Source organism: Agreia bicolorata (assembly GCF_000938265.1).
GTDB lineage: Bacteria > Actinomycetota > Actinomycetes > Actinomycetales > Microbacteriaceae > Agreia > Agreia bicolorata.
In genome coordinates this window covers 25,094-42,606 of record NZ_JYFC01000009.1, presented here as the reverse complement: position 1 = coordinate 42,606, position 17,513 = coordinate 25,094, and the positions used below count along the sequence as shown (strand labels likewise).

23 protein-coding genes and 1 pseudogene are annotated in these 17,513 nt (G+C 66.7%); 12 read left to right on the top strand and 12 right to left on the bottom strand.

Translation table 11 applies throughout. The features are described from left to right. Positions 1-19: 19 nt before the first annotated feature. The 4 genes from TZ00_RS16955 to TZ00_RS16940 are packed head-to-tail and all read left to right on the top strand — an operon-like array spanning position 20 to position 3,040. On the top strand, positions 20-607 hold the full coding sequence (locus TZ00_RS16955) for a winged helix-turn-helix domain-containing protein (RefSeq protein ID WP_052521664.1): 588 nt from the start codon (positions 20-22) through the stop codon (positions 605-607). After that, the gene (locus TZ00_RS16950) at positions 604-1,878 is read left to right on the top strand and encodes an MFS transporter (RefSeq protein WP_044443554.1); all 1,275 of its coding nucleotides are present in this window, start codon (positions 604-606) and stop codon (positions 1,876-1,878) included. The genes TZ00_RS16955 and TZ00_RS16950 overlap by 4 nt, the downstream gene beginning before the upstream one ends. Beyond that, positions 1,875-2,417 carry a cysteine hydrolase family protein gene (locus tag TZ00_RS16945; protein WP_044443553.1) on the top strand — a complete coding sequence of 181 codons (543 nt, stop codon included), beginning with the start codon at positions 1,875-1,877 and terminating at the stop codon, positions 2,415-2,417. Before TZ00_RS16950 ends, TZ00_RS16945 begins: the two co-directional genes overlap by 4 nt. After that, on the top strand, positions 2,417-3,040 hold the full coding sequence (locus TZ00_RS16940) for a hypothetical protein (protein WP_044443552.1): 624 nt from the start codon (positions 2,417-2,419) through the stop codon (positions 3,038-3,040). The genes TZ00_RS16945 and TZ00_RS16940 overlap by 1 nt, the downstream gene beginning before the upstream one ends. Here TZ00_RS16940 and TZ00_RS16935 read toward each other — a convergent pair. From TZ00_RS16935 to TZ00_RS16925, 3 genes are read right to left on the bottom strand one after another with little or no spacing between them, the layout of a single operon-like run. Beyond that, on the bottom strand, positions 3,037-3,756 hold the full coding sequence (locus TZ00_RS16935) for a FadR/GntR family transcriptional regulator (RefSeq protein WP_044443550.1): 720 nt from the start codon (positions 3,754-3,756) through the stop codon (positions 3,037-3,039). The two genes, TZ00_RS16940 and TZ00_RS16935, sit on opposite strands and share 4 nt — an antisense overlap. A 51-nt stretch (positions 3,757-3,807) precedes the next feature. After that, positions 3,808-5,268: an APC family permease gene (locus TZ00_RS16930; protein WP_044443548.1), complete on the bottom strand. Its 1,461-nt coding sequence runs from the start codon at positions 5,266-5,268 to the stop codon at positions 3,808-3,810. A 46-nt stretch (positions 5,269-5,314) separates the two neighbouring features. Continuing rightward, positions 5,315-6,094 carry a carbon-nitrogen hydrolase family protein gene (locus TZ00_RS16925; protein WP_139368723.1) on the bottom strand — a complete coding sequence of 260 codons (780 nt, stop codon included), beginning with the start codon at positions 6,092-6,094 and terminating at the stop codon, positions 5,315-5,317. Between the two features lie 165 nt (positions 6,095-6,259). Here TZ00_RS16925 and TZ00_RS16920 point away from each other — a divergent pair, with 165 nt between their 5' ends. Further along, positions 6,260-6,469, top strand: coding sequence for a hypothetical protein (locus TZ00_RS16920; protein WP_084606252.1), 210 nt, complete (start codon positions 6,260-6,262; stop codon positions 6,467-6,469). Between the two features lie 92 nt (positions 6,470-6,561). Here the strand turns inward: TZ00_RS16920 and TZ00_RS16915 are convergent. After that, positions 6,562-7,400 (bottom strand): annotated as a pseudogene (locus tag TZ00_RS16915) (HpcH/HpaI aldolase/citrate lyase family protein). 140 nt (positions 7,401-7,540) lie between these two features. Beyond that, positions 7,541-7,987 carry a MarR family winged helix-turn-helix transcriptional regulator gene (locus TZ00_RS16910; RefSeq protein WP_044443544.1) on the bottom strand — a complete coding sequence of 149 codons (447 nt, stop codon included), beginning with the start codon at positions 7,985-7,987 and terminating at the stop codon, positions 7,541-7,543. 58 nt (positions 7,988-8,045) lie between these two features. Here TZ00_RS16910 and TZ00_RS16905 point away from each other — a divergent pair, with 58 nt between their 5' ends. Together TZ00_RS16905 and TZ00_RS16900 are read left to right on the top strand one after the other, a co-directional pair. Continuing rightward, a complete protein-coding gene (locus TZ00_RS16905) occupies positions 8,046-8,411 on the top strand; it encodes a VOC family protein (protein ID WP_044443542.1) in 366 nt (121 codons plus the stop codon). A gap of 3 nt (positions 8,412-8,414) precedes the next feature. Beyond that, positions 8,415-9,266, top strand: coding sequence for a DNA-3-methyladenine glycosylase family protein (locus tag TZ00_RS16900; protein ID WP_044443540.1), 852 nt, complete (start codon positions 8,415-8,417; stop codon positions 9,264-9,266). Here the strand turns inward: TZ00_RS16900 and TZ00_RS16895 are convergent. Further along, complete coding sequence (locus TZ00_RS16895; RefSeq protein ID WP_238579734.1) at positions 9,247-9,678, bottom strand: nitroreductase/quinone reductase family protein; 432 nt, start codon at positions 9,676-9,678, stop codon at positions 9,247-9,249. The two genes, TZ00_RS16900 and TZ00_RS16895, sit on opposite strands and share 20 nt — an antisense overlap. Next, complete coding sequence (locus TZ00_RS20215) at positions 9,675-9,866, bottom strand: hypothetical protein (protein ID WP_044443537.1); 192 nt, start codon at positions 9,864-9,866, stop codon at positions 9,675-9,677. The genes TZ00_RS16895 and TZ00_RS20215 overlap by 4 nt, the downstream gene beginning before the upstream one ends. 93 nt (positions 9,867-9,959) lie before the next feature. Here TZ00_RS20215 and TZ00_RS16885 point away from each other — a divergent pair, with 93 nt between their 5' ends. Further along, entirely contained in the window at positions 9,960-10,520 is a 561-nt protein-coding gene (locus TZ00_RS16885; protein ID WP_044443536.1) for a TetR/AcrR family transcriptional regulator, read from the top strand. Positions 10,521-10,522: 2 nt separating this feature from the next. Here TZ00_RS16885 and TZ00_RS16880 read toward each other — a convergent pair whose 3' ends face one another. From TZ00_RS16880 to TZ00_RS16870, 3 genes are all read right to left on the bottom strand, one after another. Further along, positions 10,523-11,194, bottom strand: a complete 672-nt coding sequence (locus TZ00_RS16880; RefSeq protein ID WP_044443624.1) for an NADPH-dependent F420 reductase — start codon at positions 11,192-11,194, stop codon at positions 10,523-10,525. Positions 11,195-11,313: 119 nt separating this feature from the next. Next, a complete protein-coding gene (locus TZ00_RS16875) occupies positions 11,314-13,062 on the bottom strand; it encodes an alkaline phosphatase family protein (protein WP_044443535.1) in 1,749 nt (582 codons plus the stop codon). A gap of 63 nt (positions 13,063-13,125) precedes the next feature. After that, a complete protein-coding gene (locus tag TZ00_RS16870) occupies positions 13,126-13,818 on the bottom strand; it encodes an SDR family NAD(P)-dependent oxidoreductase (protein ID WP_044443534.1) in 693 nt (230 codons plus the stop codon). 102 nt (positions 13,819-13,920) lie between these two features. On the opposite strand from TZ00_RS16870, the gene TZ00_RS16865 reads away from it, so the two are divergent. Then, positions 13,921-14,781 carry a helix-turn-helix transcriptional regulator gene (locus TZ00_RS16865; protein WP_044443533.1) on the top strand — a complete coding sequence of 287 codons (861 nt, stop codon included), beginning with the start codon at positions 13,921-13,923 and terminating at the stop codon, positions 14,779-14,781. Between the two features lie 79 nt (positions 14,782-14,860). Here TZ00_RS16865 and TZ00_RS20035 read toward each other — a convergent pair whose 3' ends face one another. Then, the gene (locus TZ00_RS20035; protein WP_161793794.1) at positions 14,861-15,034 is read right to left on the bottom strand and encodes a hypothetical protein; all 174 of its coding nucleotides are present in this window, start codon (positions 15,032-15,034) and stop codon (positions 14,861-14,863) included. An 11-nt stretch (positions 15,035-15,045) separates the two neighbouring features. Between TZ00_RS20035 and TZ00_RS16860 the strand changes: the two genes are divergently transcribed. Beyond that, positions 15,046-15,459: a DoxX family protein gene (locus tag TZ00_RS16860; protein WP_044443532.1), complete on the top strand. Its 414-nt coding sequence runs from the start codon at positions 15,046-15,048 to the stop codon at positions 15,457-15,459. Further along, positions 15,432-15,950: a hypothetical protein gene (locus TZ00_RS16855; RefSeq protein WP_052521663.1), complete on the top strand. Its 519-nt coding sequence runs from the start codon at positions 15,432-15,434 to the stop codon at positions 15,948-15,950. The genes TZ00_RS16860 and TZ00_RS16855 overlap by 28 nt, the downstream gene beginning before the upstream one ends. On the opposite strand, the gene TZ00_RS16850 is transcribed toward TZ00_RS16855, so the two are convergent. Then, the gene (locus tag TZ00_RS16850) at positions 15,907-16,344 is read right to left on the bottom strand and encodes a hypothetical protein (protein WP_152631246.1); all 438 of its coding nucleotides are present in this window, start codon (positions 16,342-16,344) and stop codon (positions 15,907-15,909) included. The two genes, TZ00_RS16855 and TZ00_RS16850, sit on opposite strands and share 44 nt — an antisense overlap. An 89-nt stretch (positions 16,345-16,433) precedes the next feature. Here TZ00_RS16850 and TZ00_RS19100 point away from each other — a divergent pair, with 89 nt between their 5' ends. Further along, positions 16,434-17,477, top strand: coding sequence for a DNA polymerase Y family protein (locus tag TZ00_RS19100; protein ID WP_052521662.1), 1,044 nt, complete (start codon positions 16,434-16,436; stop codon positions 17,475-17,477). Positions 17,478-17,513 lie beyond the last annotated feature (36 nt).

Below are 17,513 nucleotides of genomic sequence, written 5' to 3'. Positions count from 1 at the left end.
GTGTTTATAGTCTGAGGTCGTGACTCCCACCGACCCCAGCCGCAGCACGCTCACCTCAGCCGCCTCGATGCGAGTGCTGGCGCATCCCACCCGCCTGCGGCTGCTCGGTCTTCTGCGAGAGCGCGGCCCGCAGACGGCGGCGCAGCTCGGTGACGTCGTCGACGAGGCGCCGGGCACCGTGAGCTATCACCTCGCCAAGCTGGCATCCATCGATCTCATCGAGCCGGCCGAGCCGCAGACGCACGATCGGCGCGAACGGTGGTGGCAGGCCACCGCCGCCCTCACGAGTTGGGACGCAGCGGAGCTGCTCGACGACCCCGACAAGTCTGCCGCGTCGTCGGCGCTGCAGAAATCGGTCGGCCAGGTCTACGCCGCAGGCTTCGCGAACTACGTCGACTCGCTGCCCTCGCTGCCACGGGAGTGGGTCGCGGCAGGCACCAGCAGCGACCGCATCCTGCGCCTCACGGTCGACGAACTCGCCGCTCTGACAGCCGAGCTCGACGCGCTCGTCGCTCGCTATGCCGAGGTGAGCGAGGCGCACGACCCATCCGACGACAGCGGCGCAGAGCCCGTGTCGGTCGTCTATCAGACCTACCGCCGGCCGTGACAACCCCCACAACCGACAGGCGCCGCGCCGTCGGCTCCCTCTCCGCGCTCCTCGCCGCCCACGCCATCTCGCAGACGGGCAACGTGATCACGGCGTTCGCGATCCCGTTCTACGTGCTCGGTCTGGGCGGCACCGGCGTCGAAGTGGGAATCGCGGCATTTTTCTCCACCGTTCCGGTCGTGGTGGGCGGAGCCCTGGGCGGCGTGGTCGTCGATCGAGTCGGGCCTCGGCGTGCAGCCATCGTCGCCGACCTGATCAGCGGAGCGACGGTGCTGTCCATTCCGATACTCGCACTCACCGTCGGCCTTCCGTTCTGGGCGCTCCTCGTGCTTGTCTTCGCCGGCGGACTGCTCGACACCCCGGGCCAAACCGCGCGCCGGGTGATGCTGCCGCGGCTCACCGAGCGGGCCGGCATCCGACTCGAGCGCAGCGTCGGCCTGCTCGACGGCTCGGAACGCCTCGCCCGCATGATCGGCGCCACAGTGGCGGGCCTGCTCGTCGCACTCATGGGCCCGATCGCGGCTCTCTTCGTGAACGCCGCCACCTTCGCTGTGTCGGCGCTGCTCACCTGGCTCTTCGTCACCCCCGCGCCCGCTGCGGCGCAGACCCACGTGCAGGCGTCCGATGAGCCGAGCGGCTACTGGCGCGACCTGGCCGTGGGGCTGCGGTTCGTCATCCATGACCCGCTGATGCGTCTGATCGTGGGGCTCGTGCTGATCACGAATTTGATGGATGCCGCGCGCGGCTCGACCCTGCTGCCCCTGTATGCGAACGACCGGCTCGGTGGCGCTGCCGCGCTGGGCCTGCTCGTCGCCGTGATGGGCGGATGCGCGCTCGTCGGCAACATCGCCTTCGGATTCGTGGCGCATCGCGTCGGACGTCGGGTCACCCTGGTGGTGTGCTTCACGATCGCGGGCGGGCCGGCGAGCGCCGCCTTCGCCCTCGGCGCTCCCCTGCCCGTGCTGGTGGCCGTCACGGCACTCGCCGGACTCGCGGCCGGCGCCCTCAATCCGATCCTCGGAACAGTCGAGCTCGAGCGGGTTCCCGAGCACATGCGCGGGCGGGTGTTCGGGCTCGTCAACGCGGGAGCGTGGGCGGGGGTGCCCTTCGGGGCGCTTCTCGGGGGAATCGCCGCCGACACCATCGGACTGAACTGGGCGTTCGGCATCATCGCGGTCGTCTACACCGCGGCGACCCTGACCCCACTGCTCGGCGGCCCGTGGCGGCAGATGGAGAAGCAGCCCGTCGCGAGCGCGATACTGGAGCAATGACTCGCGCGCTGCTCATCGTGGACATCCAGCTCGACTACTTCCCAGGGGGCGCGTTTCCGCTCGTTGGCCCGGATGCCGCGGCCGCCGCCGCGCGCACCGTTCTCGACGGCTTCCGCGCATCCGGCGAGCCCATCGTGCACATCTTCCACGTGTCGACCGAGGACGACGCCACGTTCTTCGTGCAAGGAACGCCGGGCGTCGGCATCCACCCACTCGTCGCGCCGGTCGGCGACGAGATCGTGCTCGAGAAGCACGAACCCAACAGCTTCATCGGAACCGGGCTTCAGCAACTGCTCGTCGACGAGGGCGTCACCGAGTTGGTGATCGTCGGCATGATGAGCAGCATGTGCATCGACTCGACGACACGCGCCGCCAGCGAACTCGGCTTCGAGGTCACCGTCGTGAGCGATGCCTGCGCCGCCCCCGATCTCACCTTCGGCGACACCGTGATTGCAGGCGCCGCGGTGCACGCGTCGTTTATGGCCGCACTCGACGGCAGCTTCGCCACAGTGCTCACGAGCGACGAACTGGAGAAGTGATGTCCGACGATCAGGGAATTCTGCTCTTTCTGGGCGCAGGAGTCGTGGTGCTCGCGCTCATCGTGGTGATCGGCGTCGCATCCGGTCGTCGAAAGAAGAAGTCGGGCATCGCGTCGTGGCGCGTGACGGTCGACTGGATAGGCGACCAGCCCTACCTCTCGTCGAGCGATGTCGTTCTGAACGACGCGTGGCAGTGGAAACAGTTTCAGGAGCGCTATCCGATCGGATCCCCCGTCGACTCGATTCACGTCGGCGACGAAACGCGAACGCTGCACATCTCCCGGGTGTCGCAGAGCCTCCGCGCCGGCTGGCCCCTGGCGAAGGCGGGCTTCACCGCCTACTTCGAGGAGTACGAGAGGAGCGAATTCCCCGTCGCTTTCGCCGTCAAGGCAGATCGCGGCATCGCCGAGGTCCGTCTCGACGACGCGGGGGTCAGAGCGGTCGACACATCCGGCGCCGTTGTATTTTCGGGTCCCTGGTCGACGCTGCTCTTCTCTGACGGACCCGACCTGATTCTCAAGAACGATACGGGCATGATTCACATCGCGGACGGGCAGAGCGGCTACAACGAGCTCGAAGAACTCGTGATCAAGTACGGCACCTTGAAGCAGCTGCACTTCTAGCTGAACGACGAGTCCATGCGCCCCACGTACATAGAGTGGTGCAACTCCGTCACGTGAGCATAAGCGAGCCCGCTGGCCGCAAGAGCGTCGCCGCTCGCCAGCGCCTCGACGAGCAATCCGTGCTCGGCGTTCGACCCCTTCAGGTACTCCAGCCGATAGGGAACGAAGTACTCGTAGAGCTCGTTCGCCACCCGGCGGTGCAGGGTGGCGGCACCCGGAACGTGGGCTGCCGACGCCACGGCCTCGTGAAACGCCGCATCCGCTTCGCGAAAATCGGCCCAGTCCCTCGCCGCCTGCATACGCTCCACAAGAGCACCCATCTCAGCCAACTCCGGCGCTGTTCGCGACCCGCTGGCGAGGCCGGCGAGCCCCGCCTCGATCACGGCGCGCTGATCGATGAGGTCGTGCACATGCTCAGCGTCCTCTCGATAGGCGGCGAGGGCCGGGCTGGCGTGGTCGGGAAGCACCTCGGCGATGAACGATCCGCCGGAACCCCCTCGCACACGCACCACGAGACCTTCGTCGCTCAGCAACCGATATGCCCGCCGCACAGTCATCTCGCTGACGCCGAACGCACGGGCCGTCTCCGCGGGAGTCGGCAGGCGTTGTCCGGCCGTCAGCATTCCGAGATTTACGCCGAGCCAGATGCGGGCTCGAACGGTGTCCACGGCAGACGTTCGGCGGATCGCGCCGAACGCGGGCGAGTCGAGATCCACGGTCGGCTCCGTTCAGGTCATGGATGCCGTCGGCCCGGCCGCCGGGGCCGATCAGGCGGGCGGCGCCTCGGCATCCGCATCGATCGCCGCACCGCCATCGAGCCGGAGCCGCGCTCCGAGAACGATACCAAGCAGCAGCGCGACGACCGGCACGAGGGCCAGCGCCGTGCTCACGGCCACGCTTCCGCCGGTCACGAGCGTGAAGTTCGACAGCACGAGCCACATGGCGATGATGAGTCCGAGTACCGCGAGCACGGGGAACACGCGCGCTCCCCAGGCGTGACCCTCGGCCAAGGCAGGGCGTCGCAGGAAGAAGAAGAACACGGCCACCGAGGTGAGGAGCATCAGGATCACCATGCCTACCGTGGCGACGCCGGCCATCGACCCGAAGACGCCGACGAGGGGATCGAGCCCGGAGAGGGCGAGAACGGCGAGAACGACCGCAGCCGTGATCGTCTGAACGATCGACGACACCGACGGGGAGTGATGCCGGGTGTGGCGACGCCCGAGAGCGGCGGGCAGCACGCCCTTATTAGCCAGGCTGAACTGGTAGCGGGCGATCACGTTGTGGAAAGACAGAACGCACGCGAACAGGCTCGTCACGAGAAGCACCTGAATCACATCGCGCATGATCGGGCCGAGATACTGGGTGGCCGTGTCGAGCAGGAGGTTGCCGTTGCCGGCGAGCGTCTTCTGTGCGACCGCCACTGCATTGTTCGCGCCGACGCCCGTGATGAGCGCCCAGCACGAGACCGCGTAGAAGACGCCGATCACGATCACGGCGATGTAGGTCGCCCGAGGAATCGTCTTCTCGGGGGTGCGAGCTTCGTCTCGGAAGACGGCCGTCGCCTCGAACCCGATGAAGCCGGTGAGGGCGAAGAGCACCGCCACGCCGATTCCAGGGGTGAACACCGTTGCGGGGTCGAAGGTCTGCATAGCGATACCGCTGTCTCCCCCGGTGGCGAAGATCACGATATCGAGCACGACGACCACGAGGATCTCGAGGGCCAACGCGACACCCAAGACACGCGCGCTCAGGTCGATGTGCCGATAGCCGAGCACCGCCACGATCGCCATGGCGGCGAAGGAGTAGAGCCACCACGGCAGATCCGGTCCGCCGAAGTAGGTCACCAGATCGCCGACAGCCCATCCCATGTATCCGTATACGCCGACCTGAATCGCCGTATAGGCGACGAGGGCGGTGAACGCGGTGCCGAGACCGAGTCGGGATCCCAACCCCGCGGTCACATAGGAGAAGAACGCTCCCGCCTCCTTGACGAACGGCGTCATCGTCACAAAGCCCACCGAGAACAGCAGCAGAATGATCGCGGCGAGCGCGAAACCGATGGGTGCACCCGCCCCATTGCCGCTTCCCACGGCCAGGGGAACATTGCCGCCGATCACCGTCAGCGGCGCCGCGGCGGCGATCACCATAAAGACGATGGAGCGGGTGCCGAGTTGCCCGTCGAGGCGGGTGGTCGATTGCGAGGCGACGCTAGGTGAGGCGGTCATGGTCTGCTTTCGGTCGGGTGATCGGGGATATGTCCGTGGCGCGGGCTCAATACAGTTCGGGGCGGCGGTCGTCGAGGTAGGGGTTGGCGATCCTGGCTCGCGCCGTCGCATCCGGATCGATCGTGGCGATCATCAGACCCGACTCGGCCTCGCCCAGCGAGGCGAGCCGCTCGCCATCTGGGGCGACGATGCTGCTTCGTCCGACGTAACGAAGGTCGCCCTCGGCTCCGCATCGATTCACGTAGACCACGTGCACCTGGTTCTCCCATGCGCGAACCGGAATGAGATGGTCCGCAATGTGGGCGAAGGGTTCCATCTGAGCCGTCGGAACGATCACCGCGTCGACGCCCGCGAGCGCGGCAGCCCGCACGGTCTCGGGAAACTCGACGTCGTAGCAGATGAGGAACGACAGTCGCACTCCGCCGACGTCGATGGGGTCGGCCAGTGCGTCGCCGGCGTGGAAGAGGGAGCGGTCGAGCTCGGCGAAGAGGTGGGTCTTCCGATAGCGGGTGAGTTCGACGCCCGCCGAGTCGACCACGACGAGAGCGTTGTAGATGCCGCCGCTCTCTTTCGGCAAGGGAAGTCCGGCGACGATCGCGATTCCGACCGACCTCGCGATGCGTGCGACGCGCGCGGTCAGATCGAGGGCCGCGAGGTCGTCGAGGCTGCCGTCGATGTTGTACCCCGTCACGAACATCTCGGGCGTAACGAGCATGGCCGCGCCTCGCCTAGCAGCATCGCGAGCAGCGTGCTCGATGATGGCGAGGTTCGCTTCGACGTCTCCGGGCACACCGGCGTGCTGAAGACCTGCAATCGTCAGGGTCATGTCGTCCTTTCGGGTAGCGACTGCGCAAGTCAAACAGATCAGATTGATCTATTCGATTTCTGCCACGTTACGACCTCGTTACGACACACGAGCAGCACGTGCGCGGCTTATTCCGTGAGCGCAAGGGGATGCCGCGCTCGCATGACCCCGCCGTACGATGCGGACATGAGCTCACACGACAAAACCCAGGACGCCCCCATCATGGACGGCGCGAACGAAGCAAGCGACGAAGAGAAGCAGGCCGGGCGTCAAGACCAGATCCGGGCCGACGCGGCACGCGACGGAGGCCTCGACGACAATCTCCGCAGCATCCGGGTCGTCGACGAGGGCAAGAACCGGGCGCGCACCGAGGGTAACGGCAACGACGCCGTGTGAGATGTCACAGATGGCGACCTGACAGCACGTCTACGTCGCCATCGTCGACATCTCAGCGCCGCCGTTGAGCTCGGGGCGAGCTCGAGCGCTGTCTAGCGGCGCGCGATCGGCTGGATGCCGAATGCCTTGGCGAGACGGTCGATCTTCTCGGCACGGCCGAGCCTCGGCAGGTCGCTGCCATCGCGGATGACCCGGCCACGCGACTCGAAATCGTCGAGAAAGTCGCGCGCCCACGTCGCGTCCGACACCGTGGGGCTGATGGTCTCGTTGATCACCGAGAGCTGGTCGAGGTCGAGACACAGCTTTCCCGTGAGACCCATGGCCACGGCGTGCTCCGACTTCTGGCGCAGCACCGGGTGGTTGCTGCCGACCGTCGGGCCGTCGATGGGGCCGGGCAGGTTTCCGATGCGGCTGGCCACGACGAGGCGTGAACGCGGGTAGGCCATGGCGAGGTCGTCGGCGCTCGTGCCCGTGTCGCGACGATAGTCTCCCTGCCGAAGCCGAGGCGGAAGGCTCCGCGAGCGCGCGCGATCGACGGCGCCTCCTCGATTCCCAGCGCAGACTCGACGAGCGCGAGAACAGGCACCGTGCCGCCGAGGCGGTCGAACGTCTCGGACACATGCTCGGCCGACTCCGTCTTCGCAAGCATCACACCCGCGAGCCCCGGAACACCTTTGAGGCTGTCGACGTCGTCGCTCCAGAACTCGGTGCTGCGGTCGTTGATGCGCACCCAGCCGGCGCCGCCGGCCGTGAGCCAATCGATGACCGAGCCACGCGCATCCGCTTTGAGCTTGGGGTCGACGGCGTCTTCGATGTCGAGGATGATCTGATCGGCGCGAGAATCGCTGGCCCCGTCGAACTCTTCGGATCTAATGCCTGAAACGAGCAGCCAGGAGCGGGCGATTGCGGGATCGATGGTCGATGCGGTCATCTACGGTCTACTTCTCTGTCTTCGATTCGGGCACAGTCACCGACCGTGACGATCGGCTCTGCTCGTGCCTCAGCATCGTATCGAACGATCCTCTGCGGCAGACGCAGCCGCCTGCCCTCAATCCGTTCGGATGCCCGCCCTCAGCTCGCGCGCAGCGACACAGCGCACGCCGACAGCATTGCGCGCAGAGCGTCTTGTTCGCTCGGTGAGAGCTGCGACTTCATGCGATCTTCGACACCCTTCACCGCTGCACTCGCGGTGGCGAGCTGGGCACGACCGGCGGCGGTCAGCCGTGTGGGCAGCGCGCGACCCGAAGCGGGCTGCTGCGATCTCGTCACGAGCCCGTCACCCTCGAGCGCCTGCAGCAGCACGTTCATCGCCTGGCGGGTCACAAAGGTTCCGCGCGCGAGTTCAGAGTTCGACAGACCGGGCCGCTGGGCGAGCAGTTCGAGGCACGAGTAGTGGGTCACGCTCATACCGAGCGGACGGAGCACGGCCTCCATGGCGGTGCGCAGCGCACTCGAGACCTCTTTCAGCAGGTACCCCAACGATGTCTCCAGCTCGATTCCCGATGCACCTTGACTCATGTCAATATTCTGACATACTGAGTATGTCAACAAACTGACATCACCAAAGGAGAACATCATGACCGCATCCGGCCCCGGCTTCATCTCGCTGCAGGTCCGCGACATCGAGGCATCCGCCGCGTTCTACGAGAAGTACCTCGGTCTGAATCGTCAGCCCGGCCCGCCCCACGCCATCGTCTTCGGCGCGACGCCCGCAGCCTTCGCTGTACGCGACGCGATGCCCGGCGTCGACCTGAACTCGGGCGCCCAGCTCGGTCTGGGTATCGGCGTGTGGATGCATGCGCCCGACGCACAGCAGATCCACGACACGCTCGTCGCCGATGGATTCACCGTCACCTCCGCCCCTGTCGACGGACCGTTCGGACGCACCTTCACCTTCGCCGACCCCGACGGCTACGCCATCACACTGCACGACAAGGCCTGATCCATGAGCCGACTCAAGACGGCGCACGAGGTCGTCGGCCCCTGGTCACTCGCGACCAGCAAGCGCTTCTGGGAGGGCTTCACGCCCGGCGAGCTCGCGCACCAGACCAGCGCGGAGGGCATCCGCACGGTGTTTCTCTGCGACACCGACTGGCAGCGAGTGGATGCCGTTGTCACCCAAGAGGGCGGGTCGGCGCGCATCGTCGTCGACGGCCCGGGCGACCTGGATGCCGCGACCGAGCAGGTGCGCCGGCTTCTGTCGATAGACATCGACGGCCGCGGCTGGCCGGATGTGGCGGCACGCGACGAGGTCATTGCGGATGCGCAGGCTCGGCTCCCCGGGTTCCGGCCCTGCGGCTTCTTCTCACCCTATGAGGCCGCCGCGTGGTCGGTGCTCTCGCAGCGAGTGCAGATGAGGCAGGCCGCCGCGACAAAGACGCGGATCACGAAGCAGCTCGGCGACGACGGCGCCTTTCCCTCGCCCGAGGCGCTGCTCGGGGCGACACTCGAGCTGCCGGGGCGCAAGGCCGAGTACCTGCGCGCCGTGGCCGAGGCCGCTCTCGACGGGCGACTCTCCGGCTCTTACCTGCGCTCGCTCGACCCGACCGGCGCGCTCGCCCAGGTGCAGAGCATCCTGGGGCTCGGGCCGTTCGCGGCCGAGCTCGCGGTGATCCGCGGCGCCAACTTTGCCGATGTGCTGCCGCGCAACGAGGGCCGACTGAACGACGAGATCGTGAAGCGCTACGGCACAGACCGCTCGGTCGAAGAGATCACCGAGACCTGGAAGCCGTTCCGCTCGTGGGCGTCGGTGCACCTGCGCGCACTGCGGGGGATGGCTACACCGGCGGGAAGCTGACGCGCACGAGCGGGCTGCCGTCCATCCATTCCTCGACCGACTGAACAGGCTGCGAGATGTAGGCGCGGTGTCGCGGCTGGTCGAGGTCGGCGACAATCGCCTCGAAGACACGACGCCGCGCATCTCGGTCGAGCACGGGTTCTGCCGTCGCAGGCAAATCGGCGCGAACTGAGTTCTTGAGGTGGAAGGTGAACTGCGGATTCTTCAGCAGGTTCGCGTACCAGCTCCGGCTCGCCGGCTGCGTCGTGAGATAGATCTCGTCGTCGACTCGGTAGAACCAGATTTCGATGCGGCGTTCGCGGCCGGTTTTCGCGCCGATGGTCGTGATGTCCACCGTGCGTGCGGAGGCCGACGACGACGGAGTGATGGCGAGGGCGCGCCGCACGCGGTCATCCATCCGATATCCGGTCACAGCAGCACACCTCCCGATACCTCGATGCGCTCGCCCGTTGCCCAGCGCAATACATGGGACACCAGAGCGCAGATCGCGTTGGCGATCTCCTCGGGGTCGCCGACTCTGATCTTCTTCCGAGCAAGGGCGAGCGCGGTAGCCCGCCCCAGCCCGCGATTGGCTCCAGTCACAAGCGCGATGCGGGTCATGTCATCTCCAATAAGTTCTGATAAGTAAATGAATACTTACTTGTAAACTAACGACTGAACGCAGGCTCGTCAATTCACGCCGAGGGGATACGCATGGCACGTGATGCTGAAGCCACACGAGAACGAATACTCACAGCAGCCACCGTCGAGTTCGCCGCCCACGGGTTCGCGGGCGGGCGCGTGGATCGGATCGCGTCTGAGGCACAGAGCAACGTTCGGATGATCTACGCCTACTACGGCGGCAAGAGCGGGCTATTCGATGCGACTCTCGCCGAGGCGCTGCGCCGCATGGCCGAGAACGTCCCTCCGCGCCCTGACAACCTCGCAGGCTGGGCCGGCGACGTCTTCGATCATCATCAGCGCTTTCCCGAAGTGCTCCGCTTGAGCATGTGGGCTCAGCTCGAACGACCCACCGCGACCGCAGAGCCGCACGACATCTACCGAAGCAAAACGCTTGCCGTCGCCACTGCTGCCGCACAACCGCTATCGGCGGTCGACGTTCTGGTCTTCATCTACGCCATTGCGCAGGCCTGGCAGCTCTCACCAGAGGGGCTTACGGGCCTCGAACAGAATCCGGTCCGAGCCGAGGAGGTCGCCGCTCGCCGACACTCGGTCGTCACCGCCGTCGAGCGGATGCTGCACGCCCGAACCTGACCTCAGGCGGCGGCCTGCTCCACGACATCGCGGATCTCGGCGGCGCTGAGGTTCGCACCGAAAAGGGCCCGTCCCGGCTGCAGCACCGCGCCCTCGGCGAGCGGGCCCAGGTCGACGGGGTCGAAGCCGAGCAAGTCGATGAGATCGGCGACCACATCATTGGCCTCGACGTCGTCGCCCGAGAGCGCGATCGCCTTGCGATCCGGGTCGCCCGCGGGCCGCGGGCCCTCGTCGAGGTCGTGGTAGCCCATGTGGTTGAACGCCTTCACCACGCGAGAGTCGGGCAGCAGGGCGGCCACGATCTCGCTGGTCGTGACATCGTCACCGGTCAGATCCGGGCGAACGCCGTCGACCTCCCACCAGTAGTTCATGGCGTCGATCACGATCTTTCCGCGCAGCTCGTCGACCGGCAGCGCGTCGCGCCCATCCAGCAGCACGGCCTTGCCCAGCGGAAGAGCCAGGATGACGATGTCGGCCCTACCCGCGGCATCCGAAGCTGTCGTCGCCTCGGCACCGTGCGCCAGCACGTCGATCGTGAGCTCGATCGCGGCGGGCGGCCGCGAGCTCGCGATCAGAACGGGATAGCCCGCGGCGACCGCGAGACGGGCGAGCACGGTGCCCACCTTTCCGGCACCGAGGATGCCGATGGTCGGGTTCGCAACGTCAGAAGTCATCGGGCCCAGCGTAGCGACCGCCCCCGACCGTTCGACAGGACGAATCGACGACACCCCGAGTTTCGACCGACGACACGCCGACCGGCTGACGAAACGTCCTGTAGTACGGAGGACAGACCTCAGTCGCGCACTCCGAACAGCCCGTATCCGTGCTTCACCAGCACGTCGTATGCGTCGGCGTAGTTGTCGGGCAGCGGGGCATCCGGCTCATATTTGGCCAGCAGGATGCCGATGAGACCGAGCGCGGGAGGGGTCAGCGGGCGCCTGCGGTCCTTCTCCTTGTCGGCGCGCGGATTCGCCTCGGGATTCGGCGGAACGTACGCGGGCGTGACCGTGGGCCAGAGCGCAGGCTGGCGCGGCTTCGTCAAATTCACCGCGTTGAAGATCGGAGTGGCGGTTGCATCGCGCTCGGTCAGCGGCTCGAGTCCGTGCAGCTCGGCGAGAGTCTTGGCGAGCGACCCATGATGCATCTCGTCGTTGATGACCGTTCCGGGCTTCGTGTAGGCCGAGACAACGATGGTGGGAACCCGCAGACCGAGGCGATCGAAGGCGAACCCCATCTCACCCGGAGCCTCGTTCTTCACGGGAGGAACAGCCGCCGGCGGCGCAACGTGGTCGTACAGACCGCCGTGCTCGTCGAAGGTCACGAGCAGCACGGTATTCATCGCGTTCGAGCCGGTGGCCGAGGCGCCGTCTTTGATCGACGTGTAGACCTCGCCGAGAAGCTGCTCACCCGCACGCATGTCCGAGAAGGCGGATTCCATCTCCGGAGTCTCCGGTTCGGCCTTGCCTGCCCTCGGCCGCACGACCGGCGGGTGCAGGTCGTTGTGATCGAACACCATGCGCGGCTCGATGAAGGCGTAGTCGGGCAGGTTTCCCTTCGCCGTGTCCTCGTGAAACTGCTCCATGCTGCGAAAGTTGCTCTTCCAGTACTTCTGCAGCGACGGCGCACTCAGCAGTCCGGTGAGCGAGACGACCTGCTGGGCGTCGTAGTACACGCGCCACGACTTGCCCGCCTCGTGAAGCCTGCTGAACACGGTCGGAACAGCCGGCGCATCCAACCATTTGTCTATGCCGCCGCCCTCGACGTTCGTGACGAAACCGTGCGATGTGCTCGCGTGAAAAAACGAGCGATTGCAGAACGTCTGCGATGGAACGGCCGCGTGCCAGTGGTCGTAGACCCCGAAGTTCTTCGCCAGGGTCGAGATCACAGGAAGCATCGAGGGTGAGAACCCGCCCATCACCACTGCGTACTCTTCGGGTGTCGGCGCTCGCCCGCGAGACAGTGTGGAGTTCACGACGTAGTCCTTCACGAACCCGTTGTTCGTCGGCTTCGACGCATCCTTCGGCAGGTTCCACGGCTCCTGCAAGGGGTTCTTCAGGTCGGAGTTGCTCTCGGGGTCGATCGTGCCGAACAACTGCGTGTTCACGTGGGGATAGAACTCGCCCGGGTCGGGATCGGGCTGGGCCATGATGCGGTCGGTCGCGCCACTGTAGACGTGGGCGGGCACGGTGCCACCCGACGGGCCAGGGTTGCTGTACTCCCCCTGATGCAGGCCGTCGAACGTTTGCCCCGCGGGCTCCTGCCCCGACTCGTAGAGCCAGCCCAGCATGTGGTCGAACGAGCGGTTCTCGAACATGATCACGACCACGTGGTCGAAGCCCGGCTCATGGCGAACCGGCAGCGGCGAGAATCCGAGTTCGTCGTCATCCGTGTCAGACGATCGGATGCCGGCGGTCACGCCGCCGACGGCGGCTCCACCCACCGCAAGCCCCGCGACCCCGATGCCGGCCGTGCGCAGAAAGTTGCGTCGCGATGCACCGCGTTGCGCCTTCTCGGCGTCGCTTTCGTTCTTTCTGGCAGCCATCGCGGTCCCCTCTCGATCCCGCCACACTACCTCTGCGTGAGCCGGAAGGGACCGCCGCAGTCGCTAGAAGGGAGCGACCCCGTGGCGGTTGATGAAGGTGCCGGTCGGCCCCGTTCCCCTGCGGGTGGCGAGCTCGACGATCGCATCCGTTCCCTCGGTAACGGTCTGCGGGCCCCTGTTGTTATTGAACTCGGTGGCCGTGTAGCCAGGGTCGGCCGCGTTGATGCGGATCTCGGGGAAGGCCTTCGCGTACTGCACGGTGAGCATGGTCACCGCGGACTTCGACGCTTGGTACAGAGGCGCGATGATCTGCGACTCGATGTGCTCCGGGTCGAGGACGAACGAGAACGACCCCATTCCGCTCGTCACGTTCACGATCGTCGCCTCGCTCGAGCGCAGCAGCATGGGCCGGAACGCCCGCGTCATGCGCACGATCCCGAGCACGTTGGTGCCGAACACGAAGGCGGCGTCGTCGGCGGTGAGATCCTCAGCGGCGGCGAACGGGCCGCTGACGCCCGCGTTGTTGATGAGCACGTCGAGGCCCCCGGCAGCCTCGATGGTCGCCACAGCGGCGGCGACGGAGTCGTCGCTCGTCACGTCGAGTTGCACGAACCGCCCGCCCAACGCGCCGGCGGCGGCGCGGCCCCGAGTCTCGTCTCGTGCGCCCATCCACACGGTGTACCCGGCCTCGATGAGGCGGCGGGCCGTTTCGTATCCGAGGCCTTTGTTGGCCCCGGTGATCAGTGTTGTTGTCATGGTCAGAAGTCTGCGACGATCGCAGCGCGCTGTCGTGGCCCGCCTCAACGTATGGACGCGCGATACCACCCATGACGTGGCGACCGCTGGCACACTGAATGAATGCAGGATGCGCACGGCGATCTCGGAACGGTTCTTCGGGCGTGGCGCGACCGCTTGTCGCCGCTCGACGTCGGCTTCCCCGCCGACGACTCACGCCGGGCCGCAGGGCTTCGGCGCGAAGAACTGGCCGCTCTTGCCGGACTCAGCGTCGACTACATCGTTCGCCTCGAGCAGGGCCGCGCACGGCGCCCCTCGGAGCAGGTCGCCTCGGCCCTCGCCCGAGCGCTGCAGCTGACCGACGCCGAGCGAGACCACCTCTTCACGCTCGCCGGGCTGCTCCCGCCGTCGCCGCACGAGGTTCCCGCACACATTCCTCCCGGGGTGCAGAGGCTGGTCGCTCGGCTCGGCGAGATTCCCGTTGCCGTCTTCACCGCATCGTGGGATCTGCTGAGCTGGAGCCCCCTGTGGGTGGCGCTTCTCGGCGAGCCCGTGCGGCCCGCCTCGGGCAGGCCCAATCTGCTGCGTGCCCATTTCGGCAACCTGTCGCTCGGGGCCGGCGGGGGCCGTATTATCCGCCGATCCGGCAGCGTGGATGCGTTCGGTGCGTCTCTCGTCGCCGACCTGCGTCGCGTGGCGGGCCGGTATCCCGACGACCGCCGGGTGCGCGCCCTCGTTCAGGAGTTGCTCTCGACGAGCGAGGAGTTTCGGGCCCTGTGGGAGAGCGGGATCGTGGGCGAGCACCAATCCGAGAGCAAGGTTGTCAGCAACGAGCTGGTCGGCGATATCGAACTCGACTGCGACGTATTCAGTGTCGCCGGCACCGATCTGCGCATCGTGGCCTACACCGCTGCAGCAGCGTCGGAGGCCGCCGCGAAGATCGAGTTCCTCCGTGTGGCAGCTCCGGCTGCCGTGGTGCGCTAGCGCGCACCGCGCCGCATCCGCGCCCGCTGGGGCTATCCGCGCCCGGCCGTCCGGCAGCAGATGCGCCGGGCGGGCGCGGTTACGCCGGCCGCACCATGAGGTCGGCGAAACCCTGCAGGTCGAGCCAGGGGGCGGCATCCAGGATCTGCGCCAGCAGCACCTCGCGCGCCCGAGCGGTCGACCGCGCTCCACCGACAGCGGGGTCGGATCCGGCCGCGAGGCGTATCGTCGAAGCAGACCATTCGATTCTCACGAGGAGCCGCCATGACGAAACAGCTCGACAAACCAGCCTCGAAGCGCCGCACGGCAGCCCGCATCGCTCTCGGCGCCATCCTCGTTTTCGCTGGCACCAGCCACCTCACCTTCGCCCGCGACGACTTTCGCGCGCAGGTGCCCGAGTTCGTTCCACTCAAAGAAGACACAACCGTCCTCTTGAGCGGCGTCGCCGAGATCACGCTCGGTGCTGCCCTGCTCTTCGCTCCTCGCTCGCAGCGGGCCCGCGTCGGAGGCCTGGCCGCCGCCTTCTTCACCGCGATCTTCCCGGGCAACATCGCGCAGGCCATTCACCACAGGGATGCGTTCGGTCTCGACTCCGACGCCAAGCGCGTCGGCCGCCTGTTCGGCCAGCCCCTCCTGGTGGCGTGGGCTCTGTGGTCGACGCGCACCGCGGCGAAGTGAACCGAGGCCGCATACTCCTCGCGGTAGGCGGCGTCGTTCTCGTCGCGGCCTATGCGGCCCTGATGGCCGTCGAATCTCTCGTGCTGGATCCGCTCGCGGCCGTTCCCGGCTCGACTCTCGGTGAGATCCACGCACGCCTCACGGCTGCCGGCCAGGATGTCGGAGGCGACATCGGATGGGTGATCGGCACGGCGGCCGTGGGAGTCGTGCTTGCCGTTACCGCCGCGATCATCGGGCTCTGGAGACGATTCTCGCTCTCGACGATGGCGATGATCTTCCTCGCCATCGTCGCGGCGGGCGCCGTGCCCGCGTTTCTCGACGGCTTCCGTCTGGGCATGGACGTCGCCGACACCCACGGGGTCGGCGGCGGGGCGCACACGATCTGGGCGGGAGTGCTCTATCTCACGAGCCTGGCGTCCGCCGTCGCAATCGTCGGCGTCGGCGTATTCAGCCGTCGGCGGTCGAGCCCTCGGACGCATTCTCCGCGGTGAGCGCAGCGCGGTCCTGTATCAACCACATCCGGCCCACCGTGAGCCTGTACACGAACGTGACTGCCACGACGACACCGAGAAGCCACAGGCCCGCGTTACCAAACACCACAAACGCCGCGCCGATGAAGGCCGCGAGCATAAGAACAGCCGAAAGAGCAACGCGAAGCGGTTTTTCCCACAGAACACTCGAGGGAACCCACCAGATCTGGTCGACGTCTGCCTCGCGTTCATTGTGTCGCTCGACGACCCACTGAATGATGCAAAACCCCAAGACAAAGAAGATCGTCACGAGCCCCGGCCACTTTTGGTACGCGCCCATGGTGAACAGCACAACGAACGCCGAGGCCAGGCCGGTCGTAAGCCACCAACGGAGCGGAAATCTCTTTGCAGCCATGCTCAGCACGGTAACAAAGTCACGCCCGTCACCAACAGGCGATTCAGCCACTGGTGAGGAAACATTCGAACACCTGTACGATAAACACCGTGGCCACGACGCTCCTCCTGCACGTCGACGCCGACTCGTTCTTCGCCTCGGTGATCCTTCGTCGCCGCCCCGACCTCGTCGACAGGCCCATGGCCGCGATCGCCCATGTCTTCATCGCCAGCGCCAACTACCCGGCTCGGCTCCGCGGCGTTCGCGGCGGCATGCAGGTGCACGAGGCTCAGCGCCTCTGCCCTGAACTCGTCATGGTCGATACGCCCCGTGCCGAAGTCGAGGAGGTCAGCGACGCTCTCTTCGACATCTTTCGCGACAGCGCTCGGTCGGTCGAGCCGGGATCGATGGAGGAGGCCTTCCTTGACATCGGAGCCACAGACATCCGGGCCGCCGTCGACGCCGGGCAGAGCCTGCGCCGCCGGGTGGCGCACGAACTCGGCATTCCGATCAGCGTTGGAATCGGGCGCACAAAACTCATGGCAAAGCTCGCCTCTCGCGCCGCGAAGCCCGACGGCCTGCACGTCGTCGACGCTGACGAAGAGGCAGAATTGCGCACGGCTCTGCCCATCGCCGACGTCTGGGGAATCGGCGCGCAGACCGTCGAACGGCTGCGCCTCATCGAGGTAGCGCACCTCGGTGATCTCGACCGCATCTCGTCCGACGAACTCCGCCACGTCTGCGGAGCAACGATGGCGCACCGCCTGAGCCGCATCCGCGCCGGCACCGACGACGCGACGCTGAACCCGGTCGAAACACGATCGAGCCTCTCCTCCGAGGGAACCATCTCAGGCTACAACCGCCCCGACTTCGCTCCCGCCCAGCTCATGGAAGCCTGCATCACGCGCGTCTGCGGGAGAGCATCGAAGGCCGATCTCGCGGCCGGCGGGCTCACGATCGCGCTGCGCTTCGACGGCGGCGCTGCGCCCGTCATTCTCAAACACCGGATGCCGTCAGCGACGTCAGACGCGCAGGCCTGGATCCCCGAGATGCTCCGGCTCCTGGCCGGTGCCCAGAAGCCCGGACTCGTCGCGGTGAAAGCCACCCTCACCGCGCTCGTTCCCTCGGAGCGAGTGCAGCAGCCCCTCTTCTGACGAACCAACTGTTCCCGGCACAGACAAGAGTTACCG

Bases quoted from the DNA above. Each gene is read 5' to 3' on its own strand.
- TZ00_RS16945 (WP_044443553.1), top strand. From the start codon at position 1,875: ATGACTCGCGCGCTGCTCATCGTGGACATCCAGCTCGACTACTTCCCA.
- TZ00_RS16940 (WP_044443552.1), top strand. From the start codon at position 2,417: ATGTCCGACGATCAGGGAATTCTGCTCTTTCTGGGCGCAGGAGTCGTG.
- TZ00_RS16930 (WP_044443548.1), bottom strand. From the start codon at position 5,268: ATGACCGCCTCACCTAGCGTCGCCTCGCAATCGACCACCCGCCTCGAC.
- TZ00_RS16925 (WP_139368723.1), bottom strand. From the start codon at position 6,094: ATGACCCTGACGATTGCAGGTCTTCAGCACGCCGGTGTGCCCGGAGAC.
- TZ00_RS16920 (WP_084606252.1), top strand. From the start codon at position 6,260: ATGAGCTCACACGACAAAACCCAGGACGCCCCCATCATGGACGGCGCG.
- TZ00_RS16910 (WP_044443544.1), bottom strand. From the start codon at position 7,987: ATGAGTCAAGGTGCATCGGGAATCGAGCTGGAGACATCGTTGGGGTAC.
- TZ00_RS16905 (WP_044443542.1), top strand. From the start codon at position 8,046: ATGACCGCATCCGGCCCCGGCTTCATCTCGCTGCAGGTCCGCGACATC.
- TZ00_RS16900 (WP_044443540.1), top strand. From the start codon at position 8,415: ATGAGCCGACTCAAGACGGCGCACGAGGTCGTCGGCCCCTGGTCACTC.
- TZ00_RS20215 (WP_044443537.1), bottom strand. From the start codon at position 9,866: ATGACCCGCATCGCGCTTGTGACTGGAGCCAATCGCGGGCTGGGGCGG.
- TZ00_RS16885 (WP_044443536.1), top strand. From the start codon at position 9,960: ATGGCACGTGATGCTGAAGCCACACGAGAACGAATACTCACAGCAGCC.
- TZ00_RS16880 (WP_044443624.1), bottom strand. From the start codon at position 11,194: ATGACTTCTGACGTTGCGAACCCGACCATCGGCATCCTCGGTGCCGGA.
- TZ00_RS16875 (WP_044443535.1), bottom strand. From the start codon at position 13,062: ATGGCTGCCAGAAAGAACGAAAGCGACGCCGAGAAGGCGCAACGCGGT.
- TZ00_RS16870 (WP_044443534.1), bottom strand. From the start codon at position 13,818: ATGACAACAACACTGATCACCGGGGCCAACAAAGGCCTCGGATACGAA.
- TZ00_RS16865 (WP_044443533.1), top strand. From the start codon at position 13,921: ATGCAGGATGCGCACGGCGATCTCGGAACGGTTCTTCGGGCGTGGCGC.
- TZ00_RS16860 (WP_044443532.1), top strand. From the start codon at position 15,046: ATGACGAAACAGCTCGACAAACCAGCCTCGAAGCGCCGCACGGCAGCC.
- TZ00_RS16850 (WP_152631246.1), bottom strand. From the start codon at position 16,344: ATGGCTGCAAAGAGATTTCCGCTCCGTTGGTGGCTTACGACCGGCCTG.